Source organism: Sporosarcina sp. So3-204 (assembly GCF_058068165.1).
This window is the reverse complement of record NZ_CM176485.1, coordinates 2,638,859-2,653,589: the sequence shown is the minus strand read 5'-3', so window position 1 is coordinate 2,653,589 and position 14,731 is coordinate 2,638,859. Positions and strand designations below refer to the sequence as shown.

Below are 14,731 nucleotides of genomic sequence, written 5' to 3'. Positions count from 1 at the left end.
TTCATTTATAAAACATCCAAAATCTTTACTACAAAGATTAATGTATACTTAAGATAATCTAATGGAGCACCATAAAGGGGTTTTACGCAATGATTATCACTGAAGAACTTGCACAACCGATTGTCGATAAAATGATGGCCGTTATTGATTATAATATTAATATTATGAACCATGAAGGCATTATAATTGGAAGTGGAGATAAGGACAGACTATATAAAGAACATCACGGAGGTCTCGATGCAATTTTATTAAAACAAGAAAATATTATTCATGCTTCACATAATCTTGGAGAAAATAAAATTAAACCGGGTGTGAATCTTCCAATTGAATTTAATGAAGTTGTGATTGGTGCAGTAGGAATTACAGGGGATCCAGCCGTTGTTTATAAACTATCTCAACTTGTAAAAATTTCTGTCGAAGCTTTAATAAAACAACAATATTTAAATGAAAAACTACTATATAAAAAGAAAAGTATCGAAAAATGGGTATTTGATCTGATAAGCAATGAACTTAAACAACAGGAACTAGAAGAACGTGCATTGCAATTAAATATAAATATAAATAAAACAGCATTTCTTATGTTAATTCGAGTTAAAGAGTTAGTTCATCCTAAAGAACAAAGTATGGAAACATATGAAGAATTTAAATTGCAAGAAACCCGCTTCCTACAAACAATTAATTACCATCAATCAGATTTAATATTAAAAGCAAATGTAAGTGATGGCGATTATCTACTTATTGTACAGTCTAAATCCAATACCGAAGAAAATAGTAACGATCTTTTAAAAACGTTAGTGCAATCGTTGACACAAAAGAATTGGACAGTTAAAATCGGCGCTAGTAAGTTACAAACTGGTATCTTAGGATTTAGAAATGGTTATCATGAAGCATTACAAAGCCTTGAACTAATGACGGCTCTTGAACCTTCACGCTCTACTTCTACGATTCTGGATTGGGGAGTAATTCAATATATTGATAGAATACCCGAACAAGTTAGATCAGAATTTCAAAAAAACGTAATAAAAGATAAAAAGCCAATCGATTCGGAACTGCTCCGAACAGTGGAAGTCTTTTTAGAAAATAACTTAAAGATTGGTTTAACAGCAGATAAATTATTTATCCATAGAAATACGTTACTCTATCGATTGGAAAAACTAGATAAGATATGGAATTTGGATGCAAGAAAATTTAATGATGCCTTTATTTTACAATTACTTTGTTTTTGTATTAAGCTTGAAAAGCATGATTGATTTAAAATGTTAAAACAAAAATAGATACAATCTTTATTGTATAACCCGTACAGTTGAATGTTACAAAAGCTGAAATACCAAGCGAATTAACATCGATTGAGAAAATCAAATGGCATTGGAATTAACGGTGCCATTTGATTTTTAAAACAGACTTTTGGAATAACGCTACTATATAAATGGTAAAGTAAGCTGAGGCTCACAGTTCAACAATCGGGTCACTATGCTACATAAAACAGTTGCTTTCCGTTCCGGCACACGCTTTCCGGAGGGCGTGGCTTGAGCCAAGTGAACAGCGAAGGGTTCGCTTTGCCGTATTTCTGTGGTTTTGCAGAAATTAAGGCAGCTCTAACCTTCCTACGCTACGCTCCGTCCAGGGTCTCAAGGCTCACGCTGATCCTCCTGGAGTCGGCGCCTGCACTACTAGCACCGGAGCGTATAATATTAGCTATCTACTTCCTCAATAGGGCCAATTTATATTTGAACAAGGAGATTTTAAATCGCTAAGAGAAATAGATAGAATAGAAGGGGATGAAATCATAAAAAGAAAGTTTAGTAAGTTTTCCATTTTATTAATTGTTGTTGGAATGTTTGTTGCATATATGGGATTTATACCGAAGAATATTTTGGGTTGGTGGGTAATATCCATTGGGATTGGAATTTATCTAACAGGCATAGTACTTGGTATCTGTGCTTTCTTTAAGAAAGAGAAAGGGCTTATGAAGTATATCTCGTTACTTTCCATTTTATACATTATTTATTTTATTGCATTTATTTATGGAATTATCGGCGGGGTTTAACGGAATTTTAGTGATCTTCTTCAATCATCGGGTGCAATTCTTTAACAAGGAATTGCACCCTTTTTTAGTAATGGGCCACATTGTGAAGGTGGGGGAAATCTGAGCCTCTTTCTTTTGTGCAGTTTCCGTATTCAGAGGATCAGTACTTCTGATAGTGGGATTGGTCTTTGATTTAAATAAAAATACTTTCCATAATTTCATTTATTCGAATAGGATAGACTTGAATCTTCGGTGGAGTAGTTTTCTAGATATCTATTTAGCAGTACATCCAATTCTTGACTGTACGAGACAACAAGAGGATGCGTATACCCAAAAACTTTTGCTCTTCTATACATGACTTTTCTTTTAATTCCAATCTGAAACAATAACTTTTTTTCATCAAATAGCCTTTTCACAGATCTTCCTCCATATAATATATTCAGCTTCAAATTATGCGGTATATATCTAGTAGATTCAGAAGCAATGAGTACATCGTACAAGATACTGTTTAAAAAGAATGTCGTATTATGTTGAAAATATAATAAGTCATAAATTTGTCAAAATTTGAAGGAATACACACCGAGATATTTGACTTTCAAAGTTTCCGATGGAAAAACTTTTTCAACTAGTTTAAGAAAATTAAAGCATTCGTTAGTAAAGTTATCTATTGTACAAGTTCGATAGTTATTGCTATTCCCTCTAGTTTTTCCCATAAATTGCACAAGGGGTTGCCTGTCAGAATCAACAGCCGAGAATTGTTGTTATGTCAACCTGTGTTGCATATTGGATGAATAGGAAGGTACAGTCAAACTAGTTTGTATTAAGTATCAATTTTTGAGGTGTTGTTGTGCCACATTCGGGGGGCATTAACAGTAGAAGGTTAGTGCCTTAATCGGGCCACTTTGTTGAAAAATTGCCCTGAGTTTATTTCCCATTTCCAGTATTCAGGCTACAAGTAATGAAAAGGAGGTAAATCATGTTCGATATAAAAAGTTACACAACATTTGAAAAAATAAAACCGGTAAATAAAGGCTGGTCTAGCGACAAAAAACACTACATTGAAACCATTACGAATGAAAAAATGCTTCTTCGGATAGCCGATATTTCAGAGTATGATAAAAAGAACAATGAATTTGAAATGATGAAACTAGTAGCTGAATCCGGTGTTCCTATGTCGCAGCCTCTTGATTTTGGTATTTGTGACAATGGCAAAAGTGTATATTCGCTTTTTACATGGTGTGACGGAGAAGATGCAGATATTGTGTTACCAAAGATGACTAAAACGGAGCAATATGAACTCGGCGTGAAATCGGGACAATTATTAAGAAAGATCCACACTATTCCTGCACCAGATGAACAAGAACCTTGGGAAACACGTTTTAATCGCAAAACAGACAACAAAATAAAGAAATACAATGAGTGTAGCTTGAAAATAGATGGTGGAAATAAAATCATCAAATATATTCAGGCAAACAGACATCTCCTTGAAGAAAGAACACAATGTTTTCAACACGGTGATTATCATGTTGGAAATATGATTATTTCACCAGAAGGAGAACTAAGTATTATCGACTTCAACCGTAATGATTACGGTGACCCATGGGAAGAATTTAATCGTATTGTGTGGAGTGCTTCGGTCAGCCCACACTTTGCGACAGGACAACTTAATGGATATTTCAATGGAAGACCGCCGGTACAGTTTTTTAATCTTTTAGCTTTTTATATTAGTAGCAATACACTGTCCTCAATATATTGGGCAATTCCTTTCGGTGAAGATCAAATTACTATAATGAAAAATCAAGCAAACGATGTTCTAACTTGGTTTGACGGTATGAAAAACCCTACACCTACTTGGTATCTGGCTGATTTTTAATATTCAACATTCGAATGCATTAACAGCAGAAGGTTAGTGCCTTAATCGGGCCATTTTGTTAAATAGTAAGGGGAGATAGTAATGTATACAATTTACGATTTAGCTTTTATCTGTCTATTGATTTTTATTGTGTTTTTGTATATTACCATTGACTTTAAACGGAACGGAAAAAGTAATCTTGTAAGAAGATTATTCTTTTATAGCTTTATCATTTATTCACTGATTGTTGTCAAACTTATAATTGGGGGACTTACAATCCCTCTGTGGAAAGATAATGAACTAGACGTTCAGCTTGTTCCATTCTATTTCTTGGATGAGTTAATTTTAATGCATCGCTATGTTGGAATTGATTGGTCTTTCTGGAACTCACTAAAATTAACTTTTTTTAATTTTATTATGTTAATGCCTTTAGGGGTTTATCTGTCCTTTTTGTTTAAGCTGGAAAGTAAAATTAAAGCCTTTCTAATTATATTTCTCGTTAGCTTTATGATTGAAACTGTTCAATTTTCCTTTACCTACATTGGACTGATAAGACCCCGTTCCTTTAATGTAGATGACCTAATAATGAATTCAATTGGTGGATTTACAGCATTTTTATTATGCGTGTTACTGAAGAAAATTGTCTACAGACAAACGTTTAGGAAACAAGAAGCAATTTAACTCAATTCACCAATCGGGTGCGATTGTTGCACAAATTTTATGCCATTAACGGGCCAGATAACTTATTAAGGCTTATTAAATCGGAATAGATAAAAAATTAAGGAAGTAATTGTAACTTCCGTTAAGTAATCACGTCTGTATAAAAAGGGGCGATGTAGACTGCCATAGCGATATGAGACACACATAAAACACCTTCATTAGGCTGCCTCCACACCATATTCCTTGGGTGTAAGGTAGCCTAATTTTGCTTGGATACGTTCATCATTATAATAATTTAAATAGGTAGTGACTTGCTCAATTACGTCTTGATTACGTAATGAATTAAATTTAACATATTGAAATTCCTCGGACTTCAAGTTCGAATGAAAAGATTCAATCACCGCATTGTCCCAACAGTTTCCTCTACGTGACATACTGCTGACAAGGTCGTTATCTTTAATGCAAGCTTGATACGCATACGATGTGTAAACACTTCCTTGATCTGAATGCACAATTACACCCTCCGGGTGATTTCGTACGGCCAGTGCCTCCTTTAGCGTGTCAATTACAAGAGGTGTCTCCTGGTGGTCGTATAACTTGTAAGCCACAATTTCATTGTTAAATAAATCCATAATGGTCGAAAGATATTTTGTAGTACTGCCATACTGAATATATGTAATATCCGTTACCCATTTCTTGTTCGGTTCACTAGCCGTAAAATTACGTTTCAGGATATTAGGAGCAATGACAATGCTTTCACCTTGGGATTTCCACTTCCGTTTCGGCTTGATCCGACACTGCAAGTGATGCTTTTGCATGATGTCCTGAACTGTATTCCGGTTTAATTCTATTTTATACTTTTTCTTTAGCAAAGCCTTTATTTTCCTGTGACCATTCCGATACTTAGTAATTTTACACAGCTCTATAACGGATTCTTCTTCTACTGAAAGTGGCTGATTGACACCTTGAATACGCCATCTATAATAGTTCGCCCGCGGTACTTCTAATGCAGACAAGATAGCTGTAATCGTATACTTTTTTTTAAGTTTTTCAACAATTTGTAGAACTACTTCTTTTTCAACCCTCTTTCTATCTCCATGTACTTTTTTAGAATTTCATTCTCCATCTTTAAGTGAGATAATTGACGTTCTTTTTTGTCTTCATCACTTTTAAAATCAGGACCGTGACCGTACGTGTATTGTTTACCGATTGGTTGATCAAATCTATATATTTCATTATTGCGATACCATGTCATCCAAGTCTGAATCTGTGAATCATTTTTAATTCCGTGTTTCTCCATAATCTCCTTGTTTGTCAACTCACCACTTAATTTATCTTTTACAACAGCCCATTTAACTTCACTTGAATATACGTTTTTGCCCATGCAAAAACACCTCCGATGTAAGTACTTTTTACAAGTGTACCACGCCGAAGGTGTTTTATATTGTCTCATTAATTTAGGTTAGCCCAATGTTATGAAAAGATTAATTATGTTATTTATTGTTATTGCACTTGTATTAGTTGGGTGTAGTAAAAATTCAACAACACAAAAACATTTACCTTCAAACGAAACTGATTCTACGATTCAAGCTATGTCAGACGATATGCCGAATGACCTTGGATTTTCTGTTTCATTTGGTGTTGGAAAGAAAAACGAAATCAACACATTCAATGATACAGTGACCAAGGATTTAATAGAAGATGGAACAGCAACAGCAGATGTAGCCTTAACAGATGAGGAAATGAATGAGATTTATGCAAGAATGAAAGAAATTAATATAAAAGAAACAAAAAAACTTGTACCTGAATCTATAAACGGAAGCACTTGCGAACAAGAACCATACGAAGAGGATGAATGGAAAATCACGTTCAATGGTGAAACCGTAACCCATTCTGTTTCAGGGACATACTGTGAACCTACCGATGATGCAAAACAATTACTTGAGTTGCGAAACTTCGTATATAGTAAAATTAAAAGTAAGGAAGAATTTATTGGACTTCCAGATTCTAAAGGTGGGTATGAATAAGTATTAAGCAATCGGGTGCGTTAACTGAACAACTATTGCGCACTAAACGGGTCAGATTATTAAGTTATGGGAGGGTGTTTTTTGAATACAATAGTGTTATTTACAGTGCTTGTTTCTCTGCTAGTCTCCACCATAACTTGCATATGGGTATTTAAACTAAAAAGTAATAAATGGCTGAGTGTTCTAACAGCATTGGTTGTAAATGCTGTAATATTAATAATAGCGACCGTCCTTTTTTATAAATTAGATGTTCAAGCATTTCATAAACAAACAAATGGAGTCTTTAGTAGTTTGGGAATACTAGTATTTGCGTTTTCTATTCCAGTGCTAACACTATTAAATTTCTACACTCTAGAATTTATAAGATACCAACGTAAAAAAATATCTTACTAATGATTTATTTAATTTCATTAACGGGGGCAATTGCTTTATAAGCGATTTTGTCTATATCGCAATCAGGCATTTACTTGAATAAGCATTGTTGTAATTTAACTGGATATACTAAACCCAATTATAATTAGGGGTGATGAAATTGAACAAAAGTCGTCTTCTTCTTCTGGTTTTATTAGGTATATTAATTTGTGGGTTGAATTATGGAACAGTAATTGCAAATCCAAAAGATACTTCTCCTTCTATTAGGAAAAGCTTCACTGAAGTTGGATATAAATCCGCAATTGAAGTAATGGAGGGCTATTTTAATGATATAAATGAAGGTCGATGGACAAACGTAGATAAGTGGTTTGTTAAGGATGAATCAAAGGTAATAAAAGGTTTTTTGGATGATAAAGAAAACCAGGAAAAGAAGTTAGGCTTACTCAATATTAGAAAAGCTCGATTAGTAGATTCGAAAGAGTTACCGTATGATTATGCTAGGAATTATGTGCCAAGTCATAATATTGAACAATATCGTGATAAAAAAGTATTTTATGTTGCGGTTGATTATAAGGTTTACAACGAAAATGAGTATAACATAAATGGGATTAACTATTTCCTTGTGGTTCTTGTATTAGAAGATAATAAGTGGAAAATAGCATCAATTCCACTCGTTCCAGTAAAATCAATTATTTTTGATGGTTACGGATTTGGAACTGAGGATGAAAAAACCTTCGATGTAAGAAGACTGAAATTTCATATTAAGTAATTGAAACGAGTAACCCTTATGCCACATTCGGGTGCGATTGTGGCATAAGAAATTTGAAAGGACCTTAATAGGTCCTGTTATTTATGAGATGAAAATATATTAATGTGTTTTCAACCTACAAATTAGCAGTGGATTTAACACATATAACAGCAGAGCTACAATAGTTATTGTAAGCCTGTTGATTGGTCTGCCAATAACGTGTCTAAAGCTGTTTCTTTTCAATCTTAAAGGTTGGTACTTAGGCAAAAAGAAGATACCTAATTCATATTCGAATTAGGTATCTTCTTTGCGGTTAATTTCGCTTTTATACCAGTGAACTGAACGGTTTACAGGAACGTAATTGCTTTTTTTAAAATTGTATTATTTATGGGATAGCAACATTTTTTTATTCTTATCTTGCAGTATTAAACTAATTTCAGATGCAGGCAAAGGTTTACTATAAAAATATCCTTGTCCGAATTCACATCCATATTTTGTTAAAGCAATAGCTTGTTCTTCGGATTCTATTCCTTCAGCTTTGATTTCTAAACGTAAATTATGACCCATATCTATAATGGTCTTTACAATAGAAGCAACACTGCAGTGATTCATCATATCTTTTGTGAAAGACTGATCAATTTTCAAATAATTAATTGATAAAAATGCTAAAACACTTAAAGAAGAAAAGCCTGTTCCAAAATCATCAATTGCAATTTTAACGCCTAATCCTTTTAATTTCTCAAAAATAATAATAGATTGGTCATTGTCTTGCATCATACTCTCAGTAATTTCAATTTCCAGATGTTCTGGTTTTAATTGTGTGCTTTGTAATATTGATGAGACTATTTCAAGAAAGTTATCTTCCATTAATTGTCGAATTGATACATTTACTGCTACGGTTAAGTCAGGCGATTGAGTTGTTTGCCATTCTTTTAATTGATGGCAGGCTGTATCCATTACCCATTTACCAATTGGAATAATCATTCCTGTACTTTCCGCTATTGGAATGAATTCCATAGGAGGAATATAACCTAATTCTGGATGATCCCATCTTAAGAGTGCTTCAAACCCAGTTATTTGATTTGTTTCTAAGTGAATTATCGGTTGATAGTGAAGACTGAGTTGATTACATTCAACAGCTGTTTTTAATCCCTTTTCTAACTTTGTTTTTCGGGCTTTTTTCGAATCCATCTCAAAAGTAAAGAAATTAAATTTATTTCCACCTAGCTTCTTTATGCCATAAATTGCTTTATTTGCATTATTAATAAGCGTTTCAGAGTTGTTTCCATGATTCGGATACACAGAAATACCTATACTTGCTGTTATAGATATCTTTTCATTTCCGACGTTAAATGGATTTGAAAAGACGTTAATAAATTTTGAAGCAATATCAGAACCGCATTTTTCATCTGTATCATCGAGTAAAATTACGAATTCATCTCCACCATGTCTAAACAGTAAACTTCCTTCAGGAATAGTTTCTTTTAGTTTTTTAGCTATTTCGATAATGAAATTGTCACCTGAGAGATGACCCATTGTATCGTTAATTAATTTAAAACGATCTAAATCAATATACAAAACAGCAACTCGTTTATTTTTTTGAATGAGTGAATTGAGTATTTTATAAAGAGAGAGCCTATTTGGTAACTTTGTCAAGTAATCATTATATGCACTTTGTTCAAGTTCCATATTTTTTAATCTAAGTGTTTTGGTTATTTTTTTATTTTCATGTAACTGAGAATGCAGAAGTACTGAATACTCATCTGTTTTCTTTGTAATATAATAAAAAAAGGGAGTAGCAAATATTAAAAATAAAGTAGTATCAACTACTTCATACCAAATAACATTCTCGAATTTTAAATTAAATATTCTACTAATAATCTCTTCGAATATATTAGGTAATAGAACGACGAAGAAAATAAAAATCCATAAACGCCTACTCTTGTTTTCATTTTCGTTAAAACTCATACTCCTATTAACACCTTTCGAAATGGTTTATATTTGCACGTATGGAAGTATTCCAGATAGAAAAAAATTGGAATTTCAATGGCATTGCATGCAACTATATTAGTACTATTATTATCGGCAAAGTAATCCATAACTTAATGACTACAACAAAAATAAAGTAATGGAAAAAATACCCAGAGTAAACAAAAACATTGATTTAGTTAATTTTAGAGTTTCATACTACTTCATTTAATTTATTTTTTCATTTCAAGAATAAAATATATGAGGCTAATTGTACAATCAAGTTAGCCACCTAAATTTAGACAAAAAAATGGCCATTATAAAATTTCGTGTATCATTGAAGTTGCGAGACTAACAATGAGAGGAAGTTTTATAATGGCACACACCGAGAATACCATACAAAACCGTAAAAACAAACACCTATCCGCTTTTGAGCGTGGTCAAATTGCTGCTTTACACCAGGCGAAGCACTCCAATCGTGACATCGCTAGACGCTTAGGGCGCGTTCACCAAACGATTGCCAATGAGCTGAAGCGTGGAACAACGACTCAACTTAAGACTGGACGTACGCCATACACGGCTTACTTCCCTGAAACAGGACAAGCTGTATACGAACAGAACAGAATCAATTGTGGTGCTAAAAGTAAGCTGCTTACCGCTGTCGATTTTATTGATTTTGCTTGCGACAGAATCACCAACCATGGTTGGTCTCCAGATGCGGTTGTTGGATTTGCGGACAAACAAAACGACTGGAAAGGCAAGCCAATGGTGTCCACTAAAACCCTTTATAACTACATTGACCTAGGTTTATTAACCGTTCGAAATATTGATTTGCCAATGAAAACTAGGCGTAACACAAAGACCAAGCGCGTCCGAAAACATCGTCGGATTTTGGGTACAAGTATTGCCGAACGTCCTGTCGAAATCGAAAGTAGAGAAGAATTCGGACACTGGGAAATTGATACGGTTGAAGGACAAAAGTCCGATGATAACGCATTACTGACACTCATTGAACGTAAAACAAGAAACTATCACGCCATCAAAATTGATGATCAAGACCATGACTCAGTTGACTACGCGATGACTCAATTACAACAGGATTTCGGTGACCTTTTCCCACAAGTATTCAAGACAATTACTTCTGATAACGGCAGTGAATTTTCCAACCTGTCGTTAGGTTTAAAAGATATCACGGATGTCTATTTCGCTCGGCCTTATGCCTCTTACGAAAGAGGTTCCAACGAGCGCCACAACGGTCTTCTTAGACGCTACATACCGAAAGGTAAAGCGATATCAGATTACTCAAGGCAAGCGATCAAACGCATTTATCAGACGCTCAACAATTTACCAAGAAAAATTCTCGACTACCAACAACCAGCAGTCCTTTTCGAACAAGAATTAGCTAAACTAGCTTAATATTGTATAAACGCAATCGAGATCAAGACTAGTCTTCTAAGCTAGAAGAAAAACCTACACCTTCATAAATACACGGAACTATATTTGAGTGGCTAACTTAATATTGCAATTTAGGATAAAATATATGATTGTTAATTTATTGTAGAAAGTTAGATGGATCCGTTAAACTAATGATATGATAAATAGAGTTGCAAAATATAATTCAAAGGGTGATATTTGATGAGTAATTGTAAGATTGATCATTCATTAGAAGATGTGAATAATAAGTTGATGGATCAAAAATTATTTTTGCCAGAAGACTTGTTTGAGGGCAGCAGTAAAAAGTTAGAAGAAAACCCGAATCAAGAGACATTAAATGAATTATTTCATCTGTTAAAAAAGTATGATTTGGCAACAGAAGAAGTTAAAATAGAACGTAATGAAAGTTTGAAGCAGTTAGTCTTTAATTAATCACAGAGATAGACCTAATTACTTATTCATCATTTGACTGGGTGTACTGCACTCAGTCTTTTAATTTCCTAATTTTAAAAATTAATTTGAAAAAGGTGCATATATGAAGCAAATTATAATCATAGGCGCAGGAATTTTAGGCGCATCAACTGCTTATCATCTTTCGAAAACAGGCGCACAAATAATTGTTGTGGATCGTCATGATGCAGGGCAAGCCACTGACGCTGCAGCGGGTATAATATGTCCTTGGCTATCTCAACGACGAAACAAGGCATGGTATGAACTTGCCAAAAGTGGTGCTAAGTATTATACAACTCTTATCGAGGACCTTAAAGCAGATGGAGAAACTGAGACTGGATACAAACGTGTAGGCGCAATTAGTTTAAATACTGACGAGGAAAAATTGAATAAAATGGCTGAACGTGCGATTAAAAGACGTGAAGACGCTCCCGAAATAGGCGATATATCAAGAGTTACCTCAGTTGAGACATCAGCACTTTTCCCTCCAATAGATAAAGACTTTGAAGCCATTCATATTAGCGGGGCAGCACGGGTAAATGGTCGCGCGTTGCGTAATGCTTTGGTGAATGCTTCTAAGAAGAATGGAGTTCTATTTATTGAAGGTTCGGCTGAACTAGTTCAAGTAGAAAATACTATTTCAGGGGTTCTTGTTGATGGAGAATTATATACAGCGGATTGTGTGCTTGTTACAGCAGGGGCTTGGGCTTCTGAATTATTAGTACCACTTAATGTGAACTTCCAAGTAAGAGGACAGAAAGCGCAAATTATTCATCTTCAGTTGGAAGAAACCATAACGGATGATTGGCCAGTTGTCATACCTGCAAATGATCAATATATCTTGGCTTTTGATGATGGAAAAATAGTTATTGGGGCAACTCATGAGGATGATGAGGAGTATAATTGTCACATTACAGCAGGTGGGTTGCATGAAGTACTCGACAAAGCGATTGCAGTAGCACCGGGTTTATCTGAATCAAACTTTGTTGAAGCACGCGTTGGTTTTAGACCCGTAACGCCAAACTTTTTGCCGGTTATTGGAGAAGTACCGGGTGTTAAGGGACTTTTTCTTGCGAATGGTTTAGGCGCATCTGGATTAACAGTTGGACCCTATTTGGGTAAACAATTAGCCCAACTTGCCTTATATCAGCAAACAGATATTGATCTTGACTTATATGAAGTTTCTAATGCAATTTTAAGTTAATTATTGGTAGCTTTTTAATACATGTTAAGCACATGCGGAACTGTTCGTTCTGCATGTGCTTACTTATTTATTTATGGGATTAAAAACTCAATACCACTTGTCTCGTTCTTTTATTTCCCTACGGTCACGTGTCATTTTTTCAGCCATGGCTTTCATATTTCCTAATTCAGCTAACTCCATAGAAATTTCTTCTTTCATTTGACTCGATTTTATTTTCTGGTTTTTCGGTGTTTGTGGTAAGGAAGCTGAATTATTACTGGAACCTTTATGATCATCCCTGCCCAATTAAAAACCTCCCTTCTAATAAGTTACTGGATCTTTCTTAATATGTCCTAGACCAGCCAATTCATGTAAGGTTTTAATTGGGCTTATTTGTTCAATTCTCATTTTGTTTTTCAATAATTCTTTTTTCACTCATAATATCAGATACAGTTCCAATATGAAGACCTTTACTTTCAGCATCTACAATTAATCTTTCCAAACCTTCAGCTGTAGGCTTAGTTGGGTGCATCAAAATCATGGAGCCGCTTTCGACCTTTGAAATTACACGATTTATCATTTCATCAGTAGCAGGTTTTTTCCAATCAACAGTATCGACAGTCCATAGTATGGTTAACATATCTAGGCTGCGCGCAATATCTATGGTTTCTTGTTTGAAACTTCCACTAGGCGGTGCAAACCATTTTGGCGTGACGTCAATTGTTGATTCAATGATTTCGTTTGTCTTTTTTAATTCATCCAACGTTTCAGCACTTGATTTAAGTTTTAAGTCGGGATGACTATATGCATGGTTGCCTATCTCATGTCCTTCTTTATAAATCATGACTGCAAGTGCTGGATTCTTTTTTACCCAACTACCATCGAAGAAAAAGGTTGCTTTTACTTGTTTATCATTTAATGTATCAAGTATTTTAGGAATGAATTCATCACCCCAAGCGACATTAATTAGCAAAGCGACCATCGGTTTTTCTGAATTACCTTTATAAATAGGGGAAGGTGGTAAATCTTCTAAGCTGACCTCAGGAGAAGTTTCTTTAACGATAAGTAATTCTTTTTCAAATACATTTTTTTTCATCATCTTTTGAATACTTGCCTCAACATCAACAGATATTCCGTTATAACCAGGTATTGCCTTCCATACCTGATCAACTTTTGCATCAATCGGTTTAATGTCATATTCATCTGCATAAGCTTGAACCTCTTTTTGCATGTCTTTAGGGTTATTGTTTGCCATTGTTTGTACCGTTTTTTGTGGTGAATCAGTGGCTGGTTTTATGAGACTAGAAATAGATAATAAAACAACGCAAATTAATATTGCGTAGGGCATATGAGCAATTTTTTTCACGTTAACCTCCTGCATTAAATTTTTATCCTTATATGTAATTTTCCCCAATTTTTGTTTTCAATACATATTAAAATTGGAATCTTTAAAAATAAATTGAATTATAGAACAGTTTATACTTTTTAAGCATACATATATAAGAGAAAAGGAGCGGATTAAATGGTTGCTTTAGAACCTATTTTGATTAATGGTCACCCATTTACTGCGGTAACTGTACGTTTGCCTAAAACTACGTTATTAACAATTTCTAATGGCTTTGGTTATATAATGTGTGGTGCACTTGATGTTGGACTTTTGAATAATGTGTTAAGTGATCGGAAAATTATTGCGGGCAGGGCTGTTGGTGTGAAGACAATTGAACAGTTGTTAAATGCACCTTTAGAATCTATTACAATTGAAGCTGAAGAAATGGGCATTCGAAAAGGGATGATTGGAAAAGATGCATTATTAAAAATGGTTGTGTAAACAAAAAATATCTATAAACAAAGTTGTTAATCGTGTGAAGATTAAATTTATCCTGCATTAACGAGCGGTAAAACCTCCATTGACGAAGATTACCTATATCATAACCTTAGCGAATAACTGGGAAATCCCAATGAAAAATGGGGTTTCTTTTTTAATTTTAAAAAACTATTCTCAATTAGGTTA

14 protein-coding genes are annotated in these 14,731 nt (G+C 34.2%); 9 read left to right on the top strand and 5 right to left on the bottom strand.

Annotation, left to right across the window (positions count from 1 at the left end; translation table 11 throughout):
- Positions 1–89: 89 nt before the first annotated feature.
- Positions 90–1,250 carry a CdaR family transcriptional regulator gene (locus AC3RV6_RS13035; RefSeq protein WP_489746468.1) on the top strand — a complete coding sequence of 387 codons (1,161 nt, stop codon included), beginning with the start codon at positions 90–92 and terminating at the stop codon, positions 1,248–1,250.
- 994 nt (positions 1,251–2,244) lie between these two features.
- Here AC3RV6_RS13035 and AC3RV6_RS13030 read toward each other — a convergent pair.
- Positions 2,245–2,442: a Spo0E family sporulation regulatory protein-aspartic acid phosphatase gene (locus AC3RV6_RS13030; RefSeq protein WP_489745755.1), complete on the bottom strand. Its 198-nt coding sequence runs from the start codon at positions 2,440–2,442 to the stop codon at positions 2,245–2,247.
- A gap of 560 nt (positions 2,443–3,002) precedes the next feature.
- Here AC3RV6_RS13030 and AC3RV6_RS13025 point away from each other — a divergent pair.
- Both AC3RV6_RS13025 and AC3RV6_RS13020 read left to right on the top strand, forming a co-directional pair.
- Positions 3,003–3,899 (top strand): aminoglycoside phosphotransferase family protein, encoded by an 897-nt coding sequence (locus tag AC3RV6_RS13025; protein ID WP_489746467.1) that lies wholly within the window; start codon positions 3,003–3,005, stop codon positions 3,897–3,899.
- Positions 3,900–3,980: 81 nt separating this feature from the next.
- The gene (locus AC3RV6_RS13020; RefSeq protein WP_489746466.1) at positions 3,981–4,559 is read left to right on the top strand and encodes a VanZ family protein; all 579 of its coding nucleotides are present in this window, start codon (positions 3,981–3,983) and stop codon (positions 4,557–4,559) included.
- Positions 4,560–4,756: 197 nt separating this feature from the next.
- Here the strand turns inward: AC3RV6_RS13020 and AC3RV6_RS13015 are convergent.
- Positions 4,757–5,922, bottom strand: a protein-coding gene (locus AC3RV6_RS13015; RefSeq protein WP_489746465.1) for an IS3 family transposase whose coding sequence is annotated in 2 segments (ribosomal slippage) — positions 4,757–5,646 and positions 5,646–5,922 — 1,167 coding nt in all. Because the reading frame shifts where the segments join, the coding sequence is not laid out codon by codon here.
- A gap of 91 nt (positions 5,923–6,013) precedes the next feature.
- Here AC3RV6_RS13015 and AC3RV6_RS13010 point away from each other — a divergent pair.
- Both AC3RV6_RS13010 and AC3RV6_RS13005 read left to right on the top strand, forming a co-directional pair.
- A complete protein-coding gene (locus tag AC3RV6_RS13010; protein WP_489746464.1) occupies positions 6,014–6,565 on the top strand; it encodes a hypothetical protein in 552 nt (183 codons plus the stop codon).
- A 532-nt stretch (positions 6,566–7,097) separates the two neighbouring features.
- Complete coding sequence (locus AC3RV6_RS13005; protein ID WP_489746463.1) at positions 7,098–7,706, top strand: hypothetical protein; 609 nt, start codon at positions 7,098–7,100, stop codon at positions 7,704–7,706.
- A 360-nt stretch (positions 7,707–8,066) separates the two neighbouring features.
- Here AC3RV6_RS13005 and AC3RV6_RS13000 read toward each other — a convergent pair whose 3' ends face one another.
- Positions 8,067–9,653, bottom strand: coding sequence for a putative bifunctional diguanylate cyclase/phosphodiesterase (locus AC3RV6_RS13000; protein ID WP_489746462.1), 1,587 nt, complete (start codon positions 9,651–9,653; stop codon positions 8,067–8,069).
- A gap of 372 nt (positions 9,654–10,025) precedes the next feature.
- Here AC3RV6_RS13000 and AC3RV6_RS12995 point away from each other — a divergent pair, with 372 nt between their 5' ends.
- The 3 genes from AC3RV6_RS12995 (at position 10,026) to AC3RV6_RS12985 (ending at position 12,741) form a co-directional block, all read left to right on the top strand.
- Positions 10,026–11,069: an IS30 family transposase gene (locus tag AC3RV6_RS12995; protein ID WP_489749252.1), complete on the top strand. Its 1,044-nt coding sequence runs from the start codon at positions 10,026–10,028 to the stop codon at positions 11,067–11,069.
- A gap of 219 nt (positions 11,070–11,288) precedes the next feature.
- Positions 11,289–11,519, top strand: a complete 231-nt coding sequence (locus AC3RV6_RS12990; protein ID WP_489746461.1) for a hypothetical protein — start codon at positions 11,289–11,291, stop codon at positions 11,517–11,519.
- Positions 11,520–11,622: 103 nt separating this feature from the next.
- The gene (locus AC3RV6_RS12985) at positions 11,623–12,741 is read left to right on the top strand and encodes an NAD(P)/FAD-dependent oxidoreductase (protein ID WP_489746460.1); all 1,119 of its coding nucleotides are present in this window, start codon (positions 11,623–11,625) and stop codon (positions 12,739–12,741) included.
- A gap of 87 nt (positions 12,742–12,828) precedes the next feature.
- Here the strand turns inward: AC3RV6_RS12985 and AC3RV6_RS12980 are convergent, their stop codons facing one another.
- Both AC3RV6_RS12980 and AC3RV6_RS12975 read right to left on the bottom strand, forming a co-directional pair.
- Entirely contained in the window at positions 12,829–13,026 is a 198-nt protein-coding gene (locus AC3RV6_RS12980) for a YfhD family protein (RefSeq protein WP_489746459.1), read from the bottom strand.
- Between the two features lie 91 nt (positions 13,027–13,117).
- The gene (locus tag AC3RV6_RS12975; RefSeq protein ID WP_489746458.1) at positions 13,118–14,086 is read right to left on the bottom strand and encodes a polysaccharide deacetylase family protein; all 969 of its coding nucleotides are present in this window, start codon (positions 14,084–14,086) and stop codon (positions 13,118–13,120) included.
- A 156-nt stretch (positions 14,087–14,242) separates the two neighbouring features.
- Between AC3RV6_RS12975 and AC3RV6_RS12970 the strand changes: the two genes are divergently transcribed.
- The gene (locus AC3RV6_RS12970; protein ID WP_489746457.1) at positions 14,243–14,548 is read left to right on the top strand and encodes a YunC family protein; all 306 of its coding nucleotides are present in this window, start codon (positions 14,243–14,245) and stop codon (positions 14,546–14,548) included.
- The last annotated feature ends 183 nt before the right edge of the window (positions 14,549–14,731 follow it).

Coding starts and splice junctions, on each gene's coding strand:
- AC3RV6_RS12990 (WP_489746461.1), top strand. CDS start 11,289: ATGAGTAATTGTAAGATTGATCATTCATTAGAAGATGTGAATAATAAG.
- AC3RV6_RS13020 (WP_489746466.1), top strand. CDS start 3,981: ATGTATACAATTTACGATTTAGCTTTTATCTGTCTATTGATTTTTATT.
- AC3RV6_RS13025 (WP_489746467.1), top strand. CDS start 3,003: ATGTTCGATATAAAAAGTTACACAACATTTGAAAAAATAAAACCGGTA.
- AC3RV6_RS12985 (WP_489746460.1), top strand. CDS start 11,623: ATGAAGCAAATTATAATCATAGGCGCAGGAATTTTAGGCGCATCAACT.
- AC3RV6_RS13035 (WP_489746468.1), top strand. CDS start 90: ATGATTATCACTGAAGAACTTGCACAACCGATTGTCGATAAAATGATG.
- AC3RV6_RS12970 (WP_489746457.1), top strand. CDS start 14,243: ATGGTTGCTTTAGAACCTATTTTGATTAATGGTCACCCATTTACTGCG.
- AC3RV6_RS13010 (WP_489746464.1), top strand. CDS start 6,014: ATGAAAAGATTAATTATGTTATTTATTGTTATTGCACTTGTATTAGTT.
- AC3RV6_RS13000 (WP_489746462.1), bottom strand. CDS start 9,653: ATGAGTTTTAACGAAAATGAAAACAAGAGTAGGCGTTTATGGATTTTT.